Consider the following 17,903-nt stretch of genomic DNA (forward strand, 5'->3'; position numbering starts at 1 on the left):
AGCCGGGTCACCGACCCAACTCCCCCCGCCACCGAGCCAACCGCCCAGCCCGGTCCACCGCGCGGATCCGCCGCTCCGTCGCGTCGCGGACCCGGGCCGTGGTCACCACCAGGAGCTGGTCGTCCTCCTGCAGGCGGCTGGTCTTCTGCGGTGTGAACCCCGCCCCGCGGCGCACGACGAGGCTCACGGTCGCCCCGGCGGGCAGGCCCAGTTCGGAGATGTACACGCCGTGCAGCTTCGAGCCCTTCTGGATGCGCACCTGCAGCAGTTCGGCGCCGAGTTCGTCCAGCGGTGCGGAGTCGACCTCGATCTCGTGGGTCTCCGACGTCTTCGCGAGGCCGAGCCAGCGGGCGAAGGGTCCCAGCGTCGCGCCCTGCAGCAGCGTGAGCACGATGACCAGCACGAACACGGCGTCCACCAGCCGTTCCGCACCTGGGACACCCTGTGACAGCGGGATCATCGCCAGCACGATCGGCACGGCCCCGCGCAGGCCCGCCCACGAAAGGAACGTCTGTTCCCGCCACGGCAGCCGGAACGGCAGCAACGAGATCACCACCGAAAGCGGCCGCGCGAGCAGCAGCACCACCGCGCCCGCGACGAGGCCCGGCACCAGCGTCTCGAGCAGCCGGCTCGGCGACGCGAACAGCCCGAGCAGCACGAACAGCCCGATCTGCGCGAGCCACCCGAGCCCTTCGGCGAACGAGAGCGTGTCGGAGCGGTGCGGCAGCTTCGAATTGCCCAGCACCAGCCCGGCGACGTAGGTGGCGAGCAGCCCGGACGCGTGCGCCAGTTGGCCCGAGGAGTAGGCGAGGATGCACACCGCCACCGTCGCCAGCGGGTAGAGGCCAGTGGCCGGCAGCGCGGCGCGGCGCAGGGCCATCGCGCCGAGCCAGCCGAAGAGCAGGCCGATCGCCAGGCCCGCGGCGAGCTCGTAGACGACCAGCAGCGGCAGCGTCCAGTCCACTGTGGCCCCGGACGCGAGCACCACCACCGCGATGTACGCGGGCGCGTCGTTGATGCCGGACTCCAGCTCCAGCGCGCCGACGAGCTTCGGCCGCACCCCCACCGACCGCAGCACCGAGAACACGGCCGCCGCGTCGGTCGAGGCGAGCACCGAGCCCCACAGCAGCGCCAGGCGCCAGTCGAGCCCGAGCAGCCAGTGCAGTGCGGCGCCGGTGACCGCGATGCTCACCACCACGGCCACTGTGGACAGCAGGATCCCCGGCCCCAGCGCGGGTTTCACGGCCGGCCACCGCGTGGTGAGCCCGCCTTCGGTGAGGATCATGACGAGCGCGGCGAGCCCCAGCGACTGGGTGAGCGCGGGGTTGTCGAACTGGATGCCGATGCCCGATTCGCCCAGCGCCACACCCATGCCGAGGTACAGCAGCAGCGACGGCAGGCCGAGCCGGATCGACACGCGCACGGCCACCACGGACGCGAGCAGCACGACTCCGCCGATCCCGAGCAGCACGGGAAGCTGGTCCATGTCCGCCCCCTCCCGGTCGCCGTGGGCTTCCAGGATAGAGAAACGGGGGCGTTCACTCGTTCGTGCACCACCGGACAACTCGGGCAAAGTGGTGTGTTAGGACACTGGATTACCACCCAGTGTCGTCAGATCGACACCGAGTGCTGCGAATGGACTGCTCGCCGACGGCCGCAGCCGCACCGCGCGTTGCCGATCACGGGTCACCCAGCCCGCGTCCACCGCGCGCGCCAGGATCGCGGCGGGCACGGCGCCGGCGAGGTGGTCGCGCCGCTCCGTCCAATCCAGACAGTCACGCAGCAGCGGGCGCCGGCCGTGCTCCGGCACCTCGACGCCGAGGCCGCCGAGCGCCTCACGGCCGGCCGGGGTCAGCGTGAGCCCGTCGCCCGTGTCCACGATGCCGCGCGCGATCAGGCCCTCGCGCAACGCGACGCCGACGGTGCCCGCGAGGTGGTCGTAACAGCTGCGGGCGAAGCTCAGCCGTTGCGTGCGCAGCGATGCCTTCAGCCCGACCGGTTCCCGGTGCTCGGCGTGCTGCGCGAGGTGCTCGATCAGCTCGGCCACACGCGGGTCGGCGATGCGGACGTACGCGTGCCGCCCCTGCTTCACCCGCGCGACGAACCCCGCGTCGTGCAGCTTCGTCACGTGCTCGCTCGCGGTGGACACGGCGATGCGCGCCGCCGCGGCCAGCTCGCCGACGGTCCAGGCGCGCCCGTCGAGCAGGGCGAGGCACATCGTCGCCCGACTCGGGTCGGCGAGCACCGCGGCCACCTCGGCCAGCGCGACGGTCTCCATGCCTCCACCGTAGAAGCCCGAAGCTTCGGCCGCCGCCGAACCGCCCGAAGCGCTACTTCACACCCGCGAGGAACTTCGCCCCGAGCGTGACGGCCGGGCCGGAGTCGTTGCCGCCCTCCAGGAACACGCAGAACGCGACGTCGCCGCGGTAGCCCACGAACCAGCCGTGGGCCTCGGCCCCGTCGCCGAACTGCGCGGTGCCGGTCTTGCCGTACACGGTGCCCGAGCGCGCCAGGCCGGTCGCGGTGCCGCCGGTCACGACCTCACGCATCATCGCGCGCACCGAGGCCAGCACGCTCGCCGACGGCGCGCGGTAGCCGTCGTTCACGGTCGTGGCGGAGTCGGCGTCGAGCCACAGCTTCGGCGTCACCGCCTTGCCCGCGGCCACCGTCGCGGCCATCAGCGCCTCACCGAACGGGCTCACCTGCACGGTGCCCTGGCCGATCCCGTCCTCCACCTGCTCGTCGGCGCTGCCGGCGGGGCCGACCTTGCCCAGCTCGGTGGTGAGACCGGGGATCTCGAAGTCGGCGTTGAGGCCGTACTGGTTCGCCGCGTTGGCGAGTCCGTCCGGCGGGAGCTGCGAGGCGAGCTGGCCGAACGAGGTGTTGCACGAGTGCGCGAACGCCCGGTGCACCGTGGTGGTGCCCAGGTCGAAGCCCTCGTTGGAGATCGTGCGGGTGCCGATGTGCGCGGTGAGCGGGCACGGCACCTGCGAGTCCTTGGTGACCAGGCCGGCTTCCAGCGCGGCTGTGGCGGTCACGATCTTGAACGTCGAACCCGGCGCGTACAGGCCGTTCAGCGCCGAAGGCCCGGTGCCCGCCGCCGCGTTCTGCGCCACCGCGAGCACCCCGCCCGTGGACGGCTGGATCGCGACGATCACGGCCTTGCCGCGGTAGGAGTCCACGGCCGACTGGGCGGCGTTCTGCACGGCGATGCTCACCGTGGACTTCTGCGCCGCCTGCCCGCTCTCGGTCTTGCCGAAGAGTGTTTCGAGCACCTTACCGCCGGCGTCCACGCGCTGCACCGCGAACGTGTCCGACGGTGAGGCGCTGCCCTGACCGGTGAGCGCCTGGGTGAGCAGCGGGAACTTCGCGGCCGGGTCGAGGTGCGTGCCGCCCGGGCCGGCGATCACCACGGGCTTGCCGTCGCGGTCGACCACGGCGGTCTGGTCGGCCGCCGCGGTCGCGATCACGAGCCGCTGGCCGGCCTGCAGCTTCGGGTTCAGCGCGGTGGGGCTCCAGTGCACCCGCCAGCTGTCGCCGGAGTGCACGAGGTCGAGGCTGCCGTCGTAGGACCACACATGCCCCGGACCGAGGTCCCAGGTCAGCGTGTATGCGGCGGTGCTCTTGGCCGCGGTCGCCGCGGCGTCGCTCACCTTGCCGAGCTTGGCCTGCACCTGGTCGGGCTTGAGCGTGTACCAGGCGTCGCGCAGCGCGGCGGCCGCCGCGTGCGGGTCGTCGGTGAGCAGGCTCGCACCGTCGGTGTCCCTGCCCGCGAAGTCCTTGAGGTAGAGCTGCGCCGCCGACGTCGGGTCCGGCGCGACGGGTCCCGCCGCGACCGTGCTCTCCGTCGGATCCGCGGCCGCCGCCTCGGGCGCCGGCGAACCACCGGTCAGCAGGACCACCGCCAGGACGACGATCGCGACCATCGCGACCGCGCCCCCGATGAGGACGGCTCTCTTACCGGCAGGACTCACTTGCGACTCTCCCCCAGGCCGTGCGGCGTGCGCGCACTCGGCCCAGCTTGCCCATCGCTCACGGACAAAGGGCGTTACACGTGAGAAAGCGGCCGTCCCGACGCCGATTCGTGATCAACGCCGGGACGGCCGTCGCACTACGCCTTCTCGACCGCCGCGCGCACCTTCACGCCCTCGCCGACGGTGCCTTCGAAGCCGTCGGGCGCGTCGCCGTAGGTCACCGACGTGGCCAGCGTTTCCGAGGCCACGAACTCCTCGAACTTCTTCACCGCGGTCACCACGTCCTCGGGCGCGTCGACCGTGAGCGCGATGCGGTCGCTCACGTCGAGGCCCGCCTCTCGGCGGGCCTGCTGCACCACGCGCACCAGGTCACGGGCGATGCCCTCGTCGTTCAGGGCTTCGGTGACCTCGGTGTCGATCAGCACGAGCCCCGACCCGCCCGGCAGCTCGGCCGCCGCGCCGGCGTCCTTGGCCACGAGCCGCCGCTCGTACTCGCCGTCGAGCAGCTCCACCCCGGCCGCCACCACGGCGCCGCCCGGGGTCGTGGTCCAGTCGCCGGCCTTCACGGCCTTGATGACCTTCTGCACGTCCTTGCCCAGCCGAGGCCCGGCCGCCCGCGCGTTCACCGCGACCTCGAACGAACCGTGCGCCGCGACGTCGCTGGTCAGCTCCACGGACTTCACGTTCACCTCGTCGCGCAGGATGTCGGTGAACTCGCGCAGCGCCTCCACGTCCTCGGTCGCGACCAGCAGCTTGGCCAGCGGCAGGCGCACGCGCAGCTTGTTGGCCTTGCGCAGCGACAGCGCCGTCGACGCGACCTGGCGCACCCGGTCCATCGCCGTGACCAGCGCCGCGTCGGCCGGCAGGTCGAGCGAGCTCGGCCAGTCGGTGAGGTGCACCGAACGGCCGCCGGTGAGGCCGCGCCACACCGTCTCGGTCGTGAGCGGCAGCAGCGGCGCCACGACCCGCGAGGTCACCTCGAGCACGGTGTGCAGGGTGTCGATCGCGTCCTGCTCACCCGCCCAGAAGCGGTCGCGCGAGCGGCGCACGTACCAGTTCGTGAGCACCTCGAGGAAATCGCGCACGGTCTGGCACGCGCCGGCGATGTCGTAGCTGTCCAGCGCGTACTCGACGTCGGTCACGAGCTCGTGGGTCTTCGCGAGCACGTAGCGGTCGAGCAGGTGCGCGGAATCCGTGCGCCACTTGCCTTCCACGCCGCCGGCGTTGGCGTAGAGGGCGAGGAAGTAGTACGAGTTCCACAGCGGCAGCACGGCCTGGCGCACGGCGTCGCGGATGCCCCGGTCGGTGACCACGAGGTTGCCGCCGCGCAGGATCGGGCTCGCCATGAGGTACCACCGCATGGCGTCGGACCCGTCGCGGTCGAACACCTCGTTCACGTCCGGGTAGTTCCGCAACGACTTCGACATCTTCTGCCCGTCGGAGCCGAGCACGATGCCGTGGCTGATGCAGGTGCGGAACGCGGGCCGGTCGAACAGCGCCGTCGCGAGCACGTGCAGCAGGTAGAACCAGCCGCGCGTCTGCCCGATGTACTCCACGATGAAGTCACTCGGGTAGTGGTGCTCGAACCACTCGGCGTTCTCGAACGGGTAGTGCACCTGGGCATACGGCATCGAGCCCGAGTCGAACCACACGTCGAGCACCTCGGGCACGCGGCGCATGGTCGACCGGCCCGTCGGGTCGTCCGGGTTGGGCCGGGTGAGCTCGTCGATGTACGGGCGGTGCAGGTTGTCCAGCCGCACGCCGAAATCGCGTTCCAGCTCGTCGATCGAGCCGTAGACGTCGGTGCGCGGGTAGGTCGGGTCGTCGGACTGCCACACCGGGATCGGCGAACCCCAGTAGCGGTTGCGGGAGATCGACCAGTCGATGGCGTTCTCGAGCCACTTGCCGAACTGGCCGTCCTTGACGTTGTCCGGGTACCAGGTGATCTGCTGGTTCAGCTCGACCATCCGGTCCTTGAACTGCGTGACCGCGACGAACCACGACGACACCGCGCGGTAGATCAGCGGGTTGCGGCAGCGCCAGCAGTGCGGGTAGGAGTGGTCGTAGGTCTCGTGCCGCAGCAGCAGAGCACCCTGCTGCGCCGCCGATCCCGTGCCGTTCTTGAGGTCCCGCACGATGTTCGGGTTGGCGTCGAAGACCTGCTGGCCCTCGTAGTCGGGCACGGTCGCGTCGAACTTGCCGTGGGCGTCGACCGGCGTCGCCGGGGTGATGCCGGCGGCGTCGGTCACGACCTTGTCCTCGGCGCCGTAGGCGGGCGCGATGTGCACGACACCGGTGCCGTCGCCGGTGGTCACGTAGTCGGCGGCCAGCACGCGGTGCGCGTTCTCCGTGCCCACGAAGTACGGGAACGGTGGCGCGTAACGGTTTCCGAGCAGCTGCTCACCGGTGTAGCGCGCGACGACGGTGGGCTCCTCGCCCAGCTCGCGCGCGTAGGCCTCCACCCGGGCCTCGGCGAGCAGGAACCGCTTGCCGGGGAAGCTTTCGCTCTCCACCACGACGTAGTCGACCTCGGGGTGCACCGCGGTGGCCAGGTTGGACGGCAGCGTCCACGGCGTGGTCGTCCAGATCAGCAGGTAGGTGCCGTCGAGCTCGTTGTCGTTGCCCTCCAGGCGGAACCCGACGGTGACCGCCGGGTCCTGGCGGTTGCGGTAGACGTCGGCGTCCATGCCCAGCTCGTGGTTGGACAGCGGCGTCGCGTCGCGCCAGCAGTAGGGCAGCACGCGGTAGCCCTCGTACACGAGGCCCTTGTCCCACAACCGCTTGAACGCCCAGAGCACCGACTCCATGTAGGTGACGTCGAGCGTCTTGTAGTCGTTGTCGAAGTCCACCCAGCGGGCCTGCCGGGTCACGTACTCGCGCCACTCGTCGGTGTAGCGCAGCACGGACTCGCGCGAGGCCTCGTTGAACTTCGCGATGCCCATCGCTTCGATCTCGCTGGTCTCGGTGATGCCGAGCTGGCGCATCGCCTCGAGCTCGGCGGGCAGGCCGTGGGTGTCCCAGCCGAACCGGCGGTCGACGTGCTTGCCCTTCATCGTCTGGTAGCGCGGGACGATGTCCTTCACGTACCCCGTGAGCAGGTGCCCGTAGTGCGGCAGGCCGTTGGCGAAGGGCGGGCCGTCGTAGAACACGTACTCGTTGTCGCCGTTTTCGCCGGCCGGGCGCGCTTCGATCGAGGCCTGGAACGTCCGGTCCGTCTCCCAGTACTCGAGCACGCGCTGCTCCAGCGCGGGGAACGACGGCTGCGACGGGACCGCGGTTTCGCCGGTCTCTCCGTCGAGCTGGGCCTTCGGGTACATCGGGGTGCGCTCCTCGCGTTCGTCGCTCTCGTACGGACGACCGGCGCCTACCGGTCACCCACACGGGGACGAGACGCTCGCGCGTCACGCGGTACCACCCCGCTTGCCCGGCCGGTGGTGCTCGCCGGGCCACTCGTTTCGGCTGTGACGGGCCGCCCCGTCCGGGTCTACTGGGGACGCGCGCGCCCTGTTCTTCCGGAGGCTCCCCGGTGATGGCCGGATCGACGCCTTGCTGGTACCAGGTTAGCCCGAGTGCGCAACTGTGTTCTCGGAGGCCCGGGCTCCGGTGGTGAGGATCGCCAGGGCCGCGGCCGCGAGCCACAGGGCCGCCGCGACGAGACCGAGGGTGCGCAGGCCGCTTTCGAAGTGCGCCTGGTTCGCCGGATCTCCTGCTACCGCACCGAAAACGGCGACCCCGAGCGCGCCCGCGGCCTGGCGCGCGGTGTTGTTGATGCCGCCGGCGATCCCCGCGCGCTCCTTCGGCGCGTCGGCGACGGCGGCCGTCACGACGGCCGCGGTGAGCAGCCCCATGCCGATGCCGAACACGACGAAGGCCGGCAGCAGGGTGGCGTACCCCGTGGTCGCGTCCACCCGCAGCAGGCCGGCCAGGCCGAGCGCGCCGAGCACGAGGCCGGCCACGATCGGCAGCCGCGGCGTCCTCGCCGCGAGACGGCCGCTGAGCGGGCTGAGCAGGACCAGTGGAAGGAACAACGGCAGCATCGCGAGGCCCGCTCGCCAGGGCGACAGGTGGAGGACGCCCTGCAGGTAGAGCGTGAAAACCAGCACCGAACCGAGGCCGACGAAGTTCATCGCGGCGGAGATCACGGTGGCGCCGGCGGTACGTCGGGATCGCAGCAGGGACAGCGGCAACATCGGGTCGGCGGCGCGGCGCTCCCGCGCGACGAACGCGCCCGCCGCCACGACGGCGAGCAGGGCGACGAGGGGCTGGTGCCCGATCACCGCGTACACGCCGGCCCCGAGAGCGAGCGCGGCCGTGGCGGCGCCGGCCACGTCGACGCGCCCGGGCTTGCGGACCCCGGGCTCGAGCAGCCGCCACACGGCCACCGCGGCCAGGGCGGTGATGGGGACGTTGATCAAGAACACCGGCCGCCACCCCACGAAGGACACCAGCAGACCGCCGAGGAACGGCCCGGCCGGCAACGCGAGCGCCGACACCCCGGCCCACACCCCCAGCGCCCGCGCCCGCGTCACCGGATCCGGACACTGCCGGTTGATCACCGCGAGCGTGCCCGGCAGGATCAGCGCGGCGCCGACCCCCTGCACCGCCCGCGCGGCGATCAGCCAGCCCGCCGCCTGCGCCACCCCGCACGCAGCGGACGCGACGCCGAACACCGCGAACCCGGCGAGCACCACACCACGGTGGCCGAGCACGTCGCCGAGGGCGCCGCCGGCCAGCAACAGCGCGGCGAGCACGACCGAGTACCCGTCGACCACCCACTGCAGCGCGGTGAGTCCGGCGTGCAGCTGCGCGCCGAGGGTGGGGAGGGCGACGTTGACGACGGTGACGTCGAGTTGCACCAGGAACATGCCGGTGCAGAGGGTGAGGAGGAGGGCCGGTCTCATGCCGTCCAGTTGACCTCGGGGATGGTTCCGTCGCGGTGGAAGTGTTGTGGGTGCAGGCTGGAGGGGTCGGGTGGTGAGTGCTGCCGGGGGTGGGTGTGGCCGGTGGCGGTCGCCGATCGTGTGCGGGCGTGGATGGTGACCCGGACGGTGAGTGGTGTGGATGGTGAGCGGGGTGGACGGTGACGGGTGCGGGCGGCGACGGGCGCTGATCGTGAGCGGCGTGGATCGTGAGCGCTGAGGGGGCAGACCTTGAACGCGGTGGATGGTGAGCGGCGTGGTTGGTGGCCTTGGACGGTGATCGCTGCGGAAGGTGAGTGCCGTGGATGGTGAGCGCGGCGGACCTTGACCGCACTGGATGGTGCCGGATGAGGACCGCGCCGACCGCTGATCGTGAGCGGCGTGGGTGACGACCTGGACGGTGAGCGGGGCGAATGGTGAGCGCGGCCGACCTTGACCGCAGTGCATGGTGAGCGGCGTGGTTGGTGGCCTTGGACGGTGATCGCTGCGGAAGGTGAGTGCCGTGGATGGTGAGCGCGGCGGACCTTGACCGCACTGGATGGTGCCGGATGAGGACCGCGCCGACCGCTGATCGTGAGCGGCGCGGGTGACGACCTGAACGGTGAGCGGGGCGAATGGTGAGCGCGGCCGACCTTGACCGCACAGGATGGTGCCGGCAGTGGACGGCCGCCGATCGTGAGCGGCGTGGATGGCCAGCGCCGAGGATGGTGACGGGTGTGGATGGTGCGGATGTGACGGATGTGGACGGTGAGTGCTGTGGATGGTGACGCCGACATCGCCGCGACCGCGGCCCTCTTCGCCGACCCCGCGCGAGTGCGCGTCCTGGTGGCCCTGGGCGACGGCCGGGCGCTGGCGGCCTCCGTGCTGGCCGCCGAGGCGGGCCTCTCGGCGCAGGGCACCAGCTCGCACCTGGCGAAGCTGTTGTCGGCGGGGCTCGTCACCGCTGAACGCTCGGGCCGCCACCGCTTCTACCGCCTGGCCGGCGCCGCCCCCGAACTCCTGGAGACCCTCGCGCGGTTCTCCCCGCCGCGACCGGTGCGTTCACTGCGCGAAGGCACCCGCGCGGAGGCGTTGCGCACCGCGCGCACGTGCTACGACCACGTCGCCGGACGCCTCGGCGTCACCCTCACCGCCGCCCTGGTCTCCCACGGCGCACTGATCACTGTGGACGGTGACCCGACCACCGCCCGCCGCCCCGGCGACCGGATTTCCGCTCAGCTGCCCGATCATCCGTACGCCCTGGGCCCCTCCGCCGCGACCGTCTTCGGCGCGCTCGGCGTCGACCTCGCCGCGGCGTCCTCGGCGCGCCGCCCGTTGCTCCGCTTCTGCCTGGACTGGAGCGAACAGCGCCACCACCTGGCCGGCGCCCTCGGCGCGGCCCTCACCCACCGCCTCCTCGACGCCGGCTGGCTCCGCCACCGCGCCGAAGCCCACCGCGCAGTCCGCCTGACCGACGCGGGAAGTGCCGCACTGGGCGAAATCCTGGGGATCTAGGCACGCAGTCCAACGGTCCGGGCTTTGGCGCGAGGCTTTCGTGCGGGCCTGATGTCCCAGCGGTCTACCCCGTCGCACCGAACCACCCGAGCCCGCCGATTCACCACTAAGAGGCATGACTTCGCTTGCTTCGCCCAGATCCAGCGATGCCTGCTTCGCGCGACGGTATAGCTCAGCGGTGCGCGGCGGCGAGGACGGCGTCCGGGCCGCAGCGGGCGCACGGGGTGAAGCCGAGCTGGCGGGCCTCGCCGACGCCGATGGGGATCGGGTCGCGGCCGGAGAGCCAGGCGCAGTCGACGAGGTGGTAGCGGGGGTACTCGTCGACCACGACGACCTCGTCTTCGAGTTCCTTGACCACCGCGAGGTCTTCCGGGCTGGTTTCTTCCTCGGCCGGAGGGGTTTCCCGCACGGGCGGTGTCTTGTCGGTGGTCGCGGCGGCTGGTTCGTCGGTGGTGCCGGCGGTTTCGGCGGCGAGCGAGGCACCGGCGGCCGCTGCACCTGCGGCGGCGGTGCCGGACGTTGCCGCGGCTTCGGTCGCGTCCGGAGTCGTGCTCGTGTCGGCTTCCGGCTGCTGGGTCCTCGCGGCATCGGCATCGGCTTCGACGGGCTGCGCGGCATCCACCGGCTTCGACGCCTCGGCCGCGGCTTCGGGTTCCGGCTCGATCTCGGGCTCGGGTACCTCGGCCGGATCGCCGAGCACACCGGTCGACGGCAGCAGCGCGGTCTGCTCGGCATCGAAGGCCTCGGACTTCTCGGCCTTCACGACAGCCGGCTCGGCCTCGGCGGCCTCGGGCCGGTTCCGCCGGCGCAGCCAGTCCACCAGCAGGATCAGGCCCGCGAGCACCGACAGACCGATCGAGACCCACGCCCACAGCGAGCTGGCCGTGATGAGCGCCGTGACGAGCAGCGCGAGCGCCGCCACCACCAGTACGAGGACGATGTAGAGCACGCTGAATTACAGCACGCGAACCCCGAATCCCGGGCCACGACCCGCCCACGCCGGGTACCGCACCGGCTGCATTCCGTGGCCACCCCACCGCGCGGCCCACGCCCAAGATCCACACCCGCGCCGCCACCGCACCCACACGGTGCTCTTCGCCAGACGGTCGATCACTGCGCCGAACCGCCCAAACCGACCACTCACCGGGAGACCGGACTCTCCCGACAGCCGCCCCGCCTAGAGCCGCCTCTCCTCGCAAAGTCCAGCAATGACGGCCAGCCTCTCTGCGAGTTGAGGCGTGACGAGCCCCGGCTTCGCCGAGATTCCTTCCGTCGAATCCGGAGCTGGCACTCGCCGGCGAACGCCGACCACCGCCGCCGCCGATCACGGTGTCACCGGTGGTCGACCTTCCGAGACACCCATCGCTCATCCCGGCCTCCGGTATCTCGCCGGCCGAAGACCCCTCGAAAGACGGCACCCAGCGATCCGGGCACGAGCCGACATCTCCAGAGCAAACCCGCGACCACCACCGACCGGCAGCAGCACCGACCTGGACACCGACCGACCGGACGCCGGCCAAGGCCAGCTGCCGATGATGGCCGGACAGGTCACCCCGCCGATGCACGACCAAGCGCCGGCCGGCAGCAGTACCAACTCCGACAACCCGCCGACCAAGACCGCCGCTGACCATCGCCGGGTGGGTCATCCCCATGACGGTCAGCAGACACCCACCGCCAGCGGCGCGAACCACGACACCCCGCCGAGCCTTGCCGAGGCAGCCCGACCGGTGACCGCGGACAAACACCCGCCCAATTCCAGCCGTGCCCGACTCGGCGGCCGTCCCCGACTGAGCAACAGCGCCCTCAGCGCTTCCCCACCACCGAGGGACGGTACCGGCCATCACTGCGCGGGTCGGTCCCGGCGACCGACCACCCGCAGAGAACCAGCCCAGATCGACCTGCGGGTATCGCCGGCCAAGCGTCGATCGCATGCTCGCCGGGCCCGACTCCCGACCTTCGTCGGGTTAGTCGGAGAAGCCACCGACCGAGCACTCGCAGAGAGCCAGCTGAAGCCGACGCCCCGACAGTCACCCGGCGAGCCAGCCAGCCCCGCCACCCAGCCAAGCGAGAACCCACCGAGCACCCACCGAGGCCCCTACCTAGCAGTCCGCGACCACCCCACCGCACTCCGTACCCACCACACCCACCCACCCCGGGCCAACGCGAGAAAATCACCAGGCCAACCCACAAAAACTCGTGATCCAGATCAGCCCGATCGGGCACTTTCCCGGCCCGAATACCCACTACCGAAATGACCCTCACTGCATTCCGTGTGCATTCCCTCACCGAATGCGCAGGCCGAATTCCTCACCCGCCAAAAACCGCCGTCACGAATTGCCACCGACCGACTACCGAAAATGCGGAAACCGCAGCACCAGCCACCCGTCAGAGGGCATGACGAAGCCCCGCCGGTACCTCCGAACGAAGCGGAGGACCAGGCGGGGCGTCAGCCAGAGATCTAGAGACCAGACACCGAGAACAGGCCGGCTACGAACCTCAGCCGGCTTCGGCGCGGGGGCCGAAGGAGTAGCCCTGGCCGCCCGTGGAGGCGGTGGACTGGCCGGTGTTGGACGACGCCGAGGCCGGGGCCGCGGAGCCGCGGTCGTCGAGTTCGCGCAGCTGGGACTCGAGGAAGCCGCGCAGTCGAGTGCGGTACTCGCGCTCGATGGTGCGGAGCTCTTCGATCTTCTTGCCCAGCGAACCCTTTTCGGCGTTCAGGTTGTTCATCGTCTCGGTGTACTTGCGCTGCGACTCGCGTTCCATGGTGGTCGCCTTGTCGCGGGCCTGGCGTTCGAGCGTCTCGGCGCGCGTGCGCGCGTCGTTGAGCATGGTCTCGGCGCGGGTGCGCGCCTCGTTGACCATCGAGTCGGACTTCGCCCGGGCGTCGGAGAGCAGCTGCTCGGACTTGGTCCGCGCCTCCGCCAGCATGCCGTCGGACTCGGTCTTGGCCTCGGCGGTGAGCCGGTCGGCCATCTCCTGGGCGAGGCCGAGGACCTTGGCGGCCTGGACGTTCGGCTCACCACTGTCGCCGACCATCGAGTGGGCCTGCGTCTGCTCCATCGCCGAGGCCGGCGGCGGCACGGGCGCCAGGCGGCGGGACGGCTCGTCCCGCACCGGCGGAGGACCGCTCACCTTCGCGTTCTCGAGCTCACCGCGGGTCGACTCGAGCTCGTTGTCGAGCTGTTCGATCTGCTGGCGCAGCTCGTTGTTGTCCTCGATCAACCGGGCAAGCTCGGTCTCCACCAAGTCGAGGAACGCGTCCACCTCGTCCTCGTTGTAGCCCCTCTTGCCGATGGGCGGCTTGCTGAACGCGACGTTATGCACGTCAGCGGGGGTCAACGACATCAGATCACCTCACGCACTCCATGGCCTGCAGGGTCCACCCAGGTTTCCCCGATCACCTGGGAGTTGCCAGTTGCATCGCAAAGAACACAACCAACAGCAGCACCATAATCGATAAGTCCAGTCCCATCCCGCCGATCCGAACCATCGGGATCATTCGTCTGAACAGACGAACCGGCGGGTCGGTCACTGTGTAGATGGTCTCGAGCGTCACCGCAACCCCTCCGGCGGGACGCCACTCCCGTGCGAAGGTCCGCACGAGCTCGATCACGATACGCGCCGTCAACAGAAGCCAGAAGGCGAACAGCACGTACCAGACCACCAGCCACACAGCATTCACGCGACCACTCTAGCGGGGGACGCCGGGGGAAGTCGCAGCCAGCAGGCCCGGCGTGGCGCCGAGTCGACAAAATCACGTCTGGCTGCGCCCAGCGGTCCCGCGGACTTCAGCCCCGCTTCACCCGCGGAGGAAAAGCCCGCCCTCGGCGATCCGCCGACGGTCCTCCGCCGTGACGTCGACATCCGGCGGTGAGAGAAGGAACACCTTGTTGGTGACCTTGTCCATCGAGCCCCGCAGCGCGAACGCGAGCCCCGCGGCGAAGTCCACGAGCCGCTTGGCGTCCGCGTTCTCCATCTCCGTGAGGTTGATGATCACGGGGATGCCCTCGCGGTAGTGCTCGCCGATCGCCCGCGCCTCGACGTAGCTCGTCGGGTGGAGCGTGGTGATGCGGCTCAACGGATCGCGAGACGGTGCGCGCACGGGCTCGGTGACCGGCCGAAGCCGGGCGACGGGCTCGGGCTGGCGGTCCACGGCGAGCGCACCGTGGGTGGTCGGCTCCGCAGCGGTGACCGACCGTGACCGGGTCCGCGGAGCGGGCTCGTCGTACGTGTCATCCACTTCGCGGTACCGTGAGCGCGAACGCGCCGGCGGCTCTTCGTAGGAGTCGTACTCGTCGTCGTAGTCACGCCGGTAGTCCTCGTCCTCGACGTCATAGCCGTCCTCGTCAGCAGGCACCATCCCGAAGTAGGCCTTCAGCTTCTGCAGCGCGCTCATGCCTCTCCCTAGCCTTAGCCGCTCCCGCACCGTGCTACCCCACCCGGCCGAACACGAAACGTGACGACCGCCGCGGACTCCCTACGGCGAGGCTAAACCGCGCCCACCGAGCAGTGCGGTTCCGACACGCACACAGGTCGAGCCGTGCGTGATCGCCTGTTCGAGATCATGGCTCATCCCGGCGGAGACTTCTGCGGCATTCGGGTGATCTTCCCGAAGCTGCTCGGAGACCTGGGCAAGCAGGGCAAAGGCCCTGCCCGGTTCCTCTTCCCGAGGTGCGACGGCCATCACCCCACGCAACCTCAGCTCACCCACGTGAGTGATGTGGTCGGCCAGCGCGGCGACCTCCGAAATCGGCGTGCCACCCCGCGCGGGGTCGCCGTCGAGGCTCACCTGGATCAGCACGTCGAGCGGGTCGGCCCGCTCCCCCGCCTCGCGAGCGCTGCCGGTCGCGCGGCCCAGCGCGTCGGCCAGCCGCGCGGAATCCACCGACTGCACCTCCGCCGCCCAGCGCACGACCGAACGCGCCTTGTTGCGCTGCAGGCTGCCGACCATGTGCCAGCGCGCGCCCGGCACCTCCTCCGCCTTCGGGCCGGCCTCCTGGTCGCGGTTCTCGGCCAGGTTCTCGAGCCCCAGATCCACCAGGAGCGCCGCGTCGGACGCCGGGAAGGTCTTGGTCACCCCGAGCAACCGCACCTCGTCACGCGCCCGCCCCGCGGCCGCACACGCCGCCGCGATCCGGTCCTCCATCGCGGCGAGCGAAGCCGCGAGCTCTTCGCGGCGGCCGTCAGTCACGCCGCCCCCAGCGCCACGCCGGACACCCGCTCGGCACCGCGAACGAGCCCGCTCACGCCGCCTCCAGCCACGTGATCCCCGCGAGCCGCCCGGTCGTCCCGTCGCGCCGGAAGCTGAACAACGTCTTGTCCTCCGCCGTGCACCGCGGATCCACGCCGATGCGCCCGACACCGAGCCCGGCCAGCTGCCGCCACAGCCCGGCCCGCAGGTCGAGCCCCGGCGTGCCCTGCCGGGTGCGGCACGCGCTGCCCGGCACGTGCTTCTCCACATCGGCCGCCATGTCCGCGGGCACCTCGTAACACGCCCCGCAGATCGCCGGCCCGAGCAGCGCCTCGATCCGCGCGGGTTCGGCGCCGAGGCCGCGCATGGCCTCCACCGCCGCCGGCACCACGCCGATGCGCGCGCCCACCCGGCCGGCGTGCACCGCCGCGACCACGCCCGCGGCGGGGTCGGCCATCAGCAGCGGCACGCAGTCGGCGACGAGCACCACGAGCGCGACACCCGCCTTGTCCGTGACCAACGCATCGGTCGCCTCGGCCGCGCTCGTCTCGGTGCCGTCCACCACGGTGGCCGTGCGGCCGTGCACCTGTTCCATCCACGCCAGCCGATCCTGCGCGAGGCCGAGCTCGGAAGCCAGCCGCTCGCGGTTCGCGAAGACGTTGCCCTCTTCGTCCCCGACGTGGTCGCCGAGGTTGAAGCTGTCGTACGGCGGCCGGGAAGCCCCGCCCGCCCTGGTCGTGACGACTCGTCGTACTCGCACCGGCCCATCCTTCCAAAACACGCCCGAACACGCCGAAGGCCACCTCGACCGCACGGGTCGGGGTGGCCTTCGGGAAGCGGGGAACGCTAGCGGCGCATGAACGGCGGCACGTCGACCTCGTCGTCCGACGGGTCGTCGTGCACCGTGGCCGGCCGGCTCGGCAGGCTGCCGGACGTGGGCCCGGAACCGATCGGCGAGTAGCCGCGCGAGCCGCCGCCCGGCTGGGGCAGGCCGCCCGGCGGCGTGCCGGGCTGCGGCAGCGACGGCTGCGTGCGCGGCGGCGCCACCGGGTAGCCGGAGCCGCTGGCCGGCGGCACCGGCGTGGCGCCCCCGGTCGGCGCGGGCGCCTGCGAGCCGCCCACGTGCCCGGCCGCGGCCGAAGCGGTGGTGCCGCCCGAGCGCGAGCCGAAGGCCGGCGGGTCGAGCTTCTTGTGCGTGGGCGCGCCGGCGTCGAAGCCGGCCGCGATCACCGTGACGCGGACCTCGTCGCCGAGGGAGTCGTCGATGATCGTGCCGAAGATGATGTTGGCGTCGGGGTGCGCCGATTCCTGCACCAGCGAAGCGGCCTCGTTGATCTCGAACAGGCCCAGGTCCGAGCCGCCCGCGATCGACAGCAGCGCGCCGTGGGCGCCGTCCATCGACGCCTCGAGCAGCGGCGAGTTGATCGCCTTCTCGGCCGCCTGGATCGCCCGGCCCTCACCGCGCGCGGACCCTATCCCCATGAGCGCGGACCCCGCGCCGGACATCACGCTCTTCACGTCGGCGAAGTCCAGGTTGATCAGGCCCGGCGTGGTGATCAGATCGGTGATGCCCTGGACACCGGAGAGCAGCACCTCGTCGGCGGAGCGGAACGCGTCCATGAGGGACACGCCGATGTCGCCGAGCTGCAGCAGCCGGTCGTTCGGGATCACGATCAGCGTGTCGCACTCGTTGCGCAGCGACTGGATGCCGTCCTCGGCCTGCTTGCCGCGGCGCTTGCCCTCGAAGGTGAACGGGCGGGTCACCACGCCGATGGTCAGCGCGCCCAGCTTGCGGGCGATCTGCGCGACCACGGGGGCGCCACCGGTGCCGGTGCCACCACCCTCGCCGGCGGTCACGAACACCATGTCGGCGCCCTTGATGACCTCTTCGATCTCTTCGCGGTGGTCCTCGGCCGCCTTCTGCCCCACCTCGGGGGCGGCGCCGGCGCCGAGACCGCGCGTGAGCTCCCGGCCGATGTCGAGCTTGACGTCGGCATCGGACATGAGCAGTGCTTGTGCGTCGGTGTTCACCGCGATGAACTCGACACCCTTGAGGCCGACCTCGATCATCCGGTTCACGGCGTTCACGCCGCCGCCGCCGATGCCGACGACCTTGATCACCGCAAGGTAGTTGTGCGGGGGCGTCATCGTGGCCGCCTTCCTGATCGTGATGTGCTCGTGCTGCCCGCCGTGGCCGCAACCCTCACCCTCAAGCCGAGAATGAGAGTTATGTCAACCACCGGCGTTAGAGCAGGACGGTAGGCACCGGGCAGGCTCGAATCCAGTAGCCACGCCGTGTGCGGCAAAGGTGTTTTGCCACAACGC

At 71.2% G+C, this 17,903-nt stretch carries 13 protein-coding genes; 1 reads left to right on the plus strand and 12 read right to left on the minus strand.

The features are described 5' to 3' along the window. Positions 1-7: 7 nt before the first annotated feature. The 5 genes from VSH64_RS20020 to VSH64_RS20040 all read right to left on the minus strand — a co-directional run bounded on the left by VSH64_RS20020 (position 8) and on the right by VSH64_RS20040 (position 8,875). On the minus strand, positions 8-1,486 hold the full coding sequence (locus VSH64_RS20020; RefSeq protein ID WP_326837158.1) for a potassium/proton antiporter: 1,479 nt from the start codon (positions 1,484-1,486) through the stop codon (positions 8-10). 96 nt (positions 1,487-1,582) lie between these two features. Continuing rightward, entirely contained in the window at positions 1,583-2,278 is a 696-nt protein-coding gene (locus tag VSH64_RS20025) for an ArsR/SmtB family transcription factor (RefSeq protein WP_326837159.1), read from the minus strand. A gap of 52 nt (positions 2,279-2,330) precedes the next feature. Beyond that, positions 2,331-3,974 carry a penicillin-binding transpeptidase domain-containing protein gene (locus VSH64_RS20030; protein ID WP_326837160.1) on the minus strand — a complete coding sequence of 548 codons (1,644 nt, stop codon included), beginning with the start codon at positions 3,972-3,974 and terminating at the stop codon, positions 2,331-2,333. 137 nt (positions 3,975-4,111) lie between these two features. Further along, the gene (ileS, locus tag VSH64_RS20035) at positions 4,112-7,291 is read right to left on the minus strand and encodes an isoleucine--tRNA ligase (RefSeq protein WP_326837161.1); all 3,180 of its coding nucleotides are present in this window, start codon (positions 7,289-7,291) and stop codon (positions 4,112-4,114) included. Positions 7,292-7,534: 243 nt separating this feature from the next. After that, positions 7,535-8,875, minus strand: coding sequence for an MFS transporter (locus VSH64_RS20040; RefSeq protein WP_326837162.1), 1,341 nt, complete (start codon positions 8,873-8,875; stop codon positions 7,535-7,537). Positions 8,876-9,649: 774 nt separating this feature from the next. Here VSH64_RS20040 and VSH64_RS20045 point away from each other — a divergent pair. Further along, entirely contained in the window at positions 9,650-10,387 is a 738-nt protein-coding gene (locus VSH64_RS20045) for an ArsR/SmtB family transcription factor (protein WP_326837981.1), read from the plus strand. Positions 10,388-10,559: 172 nt separating this feature from the next. On the opposite strand, the gene VSH64_RS20050 is transcribed toward VSH64_RS20045, so the two are convergent. From VSH64_RS20050 to ftsZ, 7 genes are all read right to left on the minus strand, one after another. Next, the gene (locus tag VSH64_RS20050) at positions 10,560-11,336 is read right to left on the minus strand and encodes a hypothetical protein (protein ID WP_326837163.1); all 777 of its coding nucleotides are present in this window, start codon (positions 11,334-11,336) and stop codon (positions 10,560-10,562) included. A 1,547-nt stretch (positions 11,337-12,883) separates the two neighbouring features. Next, a complete protein-coding gene (gene wag31 / locus VSH64_RS20055) occupies positions 12,884-13,732 on the minus strand; it encodes a DivIVA-like cell division protein Wag31 (protein ID WP_326837164.1) in 849 nt (282 codons plus the stop codon). Positions 13,733-13,784: 52 nt separating this feature from the next. Beyond that, complete coding sequence (locus VSH64_RS20060; RefSeq protein ID WP_091616814.1) at positions 13,785-14,060, minus strand: YggT family protein; 276 nt, start codon at positions 14,058-14,060, stop codon at positions 13,785-13,787. A gap of 126 nt (positions 14,061-14,186) precedes the next feature. After that, positions 14,187-14,783 carry a cell division protein SepF gene (locus VSH64_RS20065; protein ID WP_326837165.1) on the minus strand — a complete coding sequence of 199 codons (597 nt, stop codon included), beginning with the start codon at positions 14,781-14,783 and terminating at the stop codon, positions 14,187-14,189. A gap of 81 nt (positions 14,784-14,864) precedes the next feature. Then, positions 14,865-15,533: a YggS family pyridoxal phosphate-dependent enzyme gene (locus tag VSH64_RS20070; RefSeq protein WP_407655656.1), complete on the minus strand. Its 669-nt coding sequence runs from the start codon at positions 15,531-15,533 to the stop codon at positions 14,865-14,867. 97 nt (positions 15,534-15,630) lie between these two features. Then, positions 15,631-16,338: a peptidoglycan editing factor PgeF gene (gene pgeF, locus VSH64_RS20075; RefSeq protein WP_326837167.1), complete on the minus strand. Its 708-nt coding sequence runs from the start codon at positions 16,336-16,338 to the stop codon at positions 15,631-15,633. An 86-nt stretch (positions 16,339-16,424) separates the two neighbouring features. After that, positions 16,425-17,726 carry a cell division protein FtsZ gene (gene ftsZ, locus VSH64_RS20080; RefSeq protein ID WP_326837168.1) on the minus strand — a complete coding sequence of 434 codons (1,302 nt, stop codon included), beginning with the start codon at positions 17,724-17,726 and terminating at the stop codon, positions 16,425-16,427. Positions 17,727-17,903: the final 177 nt, after the last annotated feature.

It is taken from the genome of Amycolatopsis rhabdoformis, assembly GCF_035918295.1.
Classification (GTDB): domain Bacteria; phylum Actinomycetota; class Actinomycetes; order Mycobacteriales; family Pseudonocardiaceae; genus Amycolatopsis; species Amycolatopsis rhabdoformis.

Bases quoted from the DNA above. Each gene is read 5' to 3' on its own strand.
- ftsZ (WP_326837168.1), bottom strand. From the start codon at position 17,726: ATGACGCCCCCGCACAACTACCTTGCGGTGATCAAGGTCGTCGGCATC.
- VSH64_RS20065 (WP_326837165.1), bottom strand. From the start codon at position 14,783: ATGAGCGCGCTGCAGAAGCTGAAGGCCTACTTCGGGATGGTGCCTGCT.
- ileS (WP_326837161.1), bottom strand. From the start codon at position 7,291: ATGTACCCGAAGGCCCAGCTCGACGGAGAGACCGGCGAAACCGCGGTC.
- VSH64_RS20025 (WP_326837159.1), bottom strand. From the start codon at position 2,278: ATGGAGACCGTCGCGCTGGCCGAGGTGGCCGCGGTGCTCGCCGACCCG.
- wag31 (WP_326837164.1), bottom strand. From the start codon at position 13,732: ATGTCGTTGACCCCCGCTGACGTGCATAACGTCGCGTTCAGCAAGCCG.
- VSH64_RS20020 (WP_326837158.1), bottom strand. From the start codon at position 1,486: ATGGACCAGCTTCCCGTGCTGCTCGGGATCGGCGGAGTCGTGCTGCTC.
- VSH64_RS20070 (WP_407655656.1), bottom strand. From the start codon at position 15,533: ATGGAGGACCGGATCGCGGCGGCGTGTGCGGCCGCGGGGCGGGCGCGT.
- VSH64_RS20040 (WP_326837162.1), bottom strand. From the start codon at position 8,875: ATGAGACCGGCCCTCCTCCTCACCCTCTGCACCGGCATGTTCCTGGTG.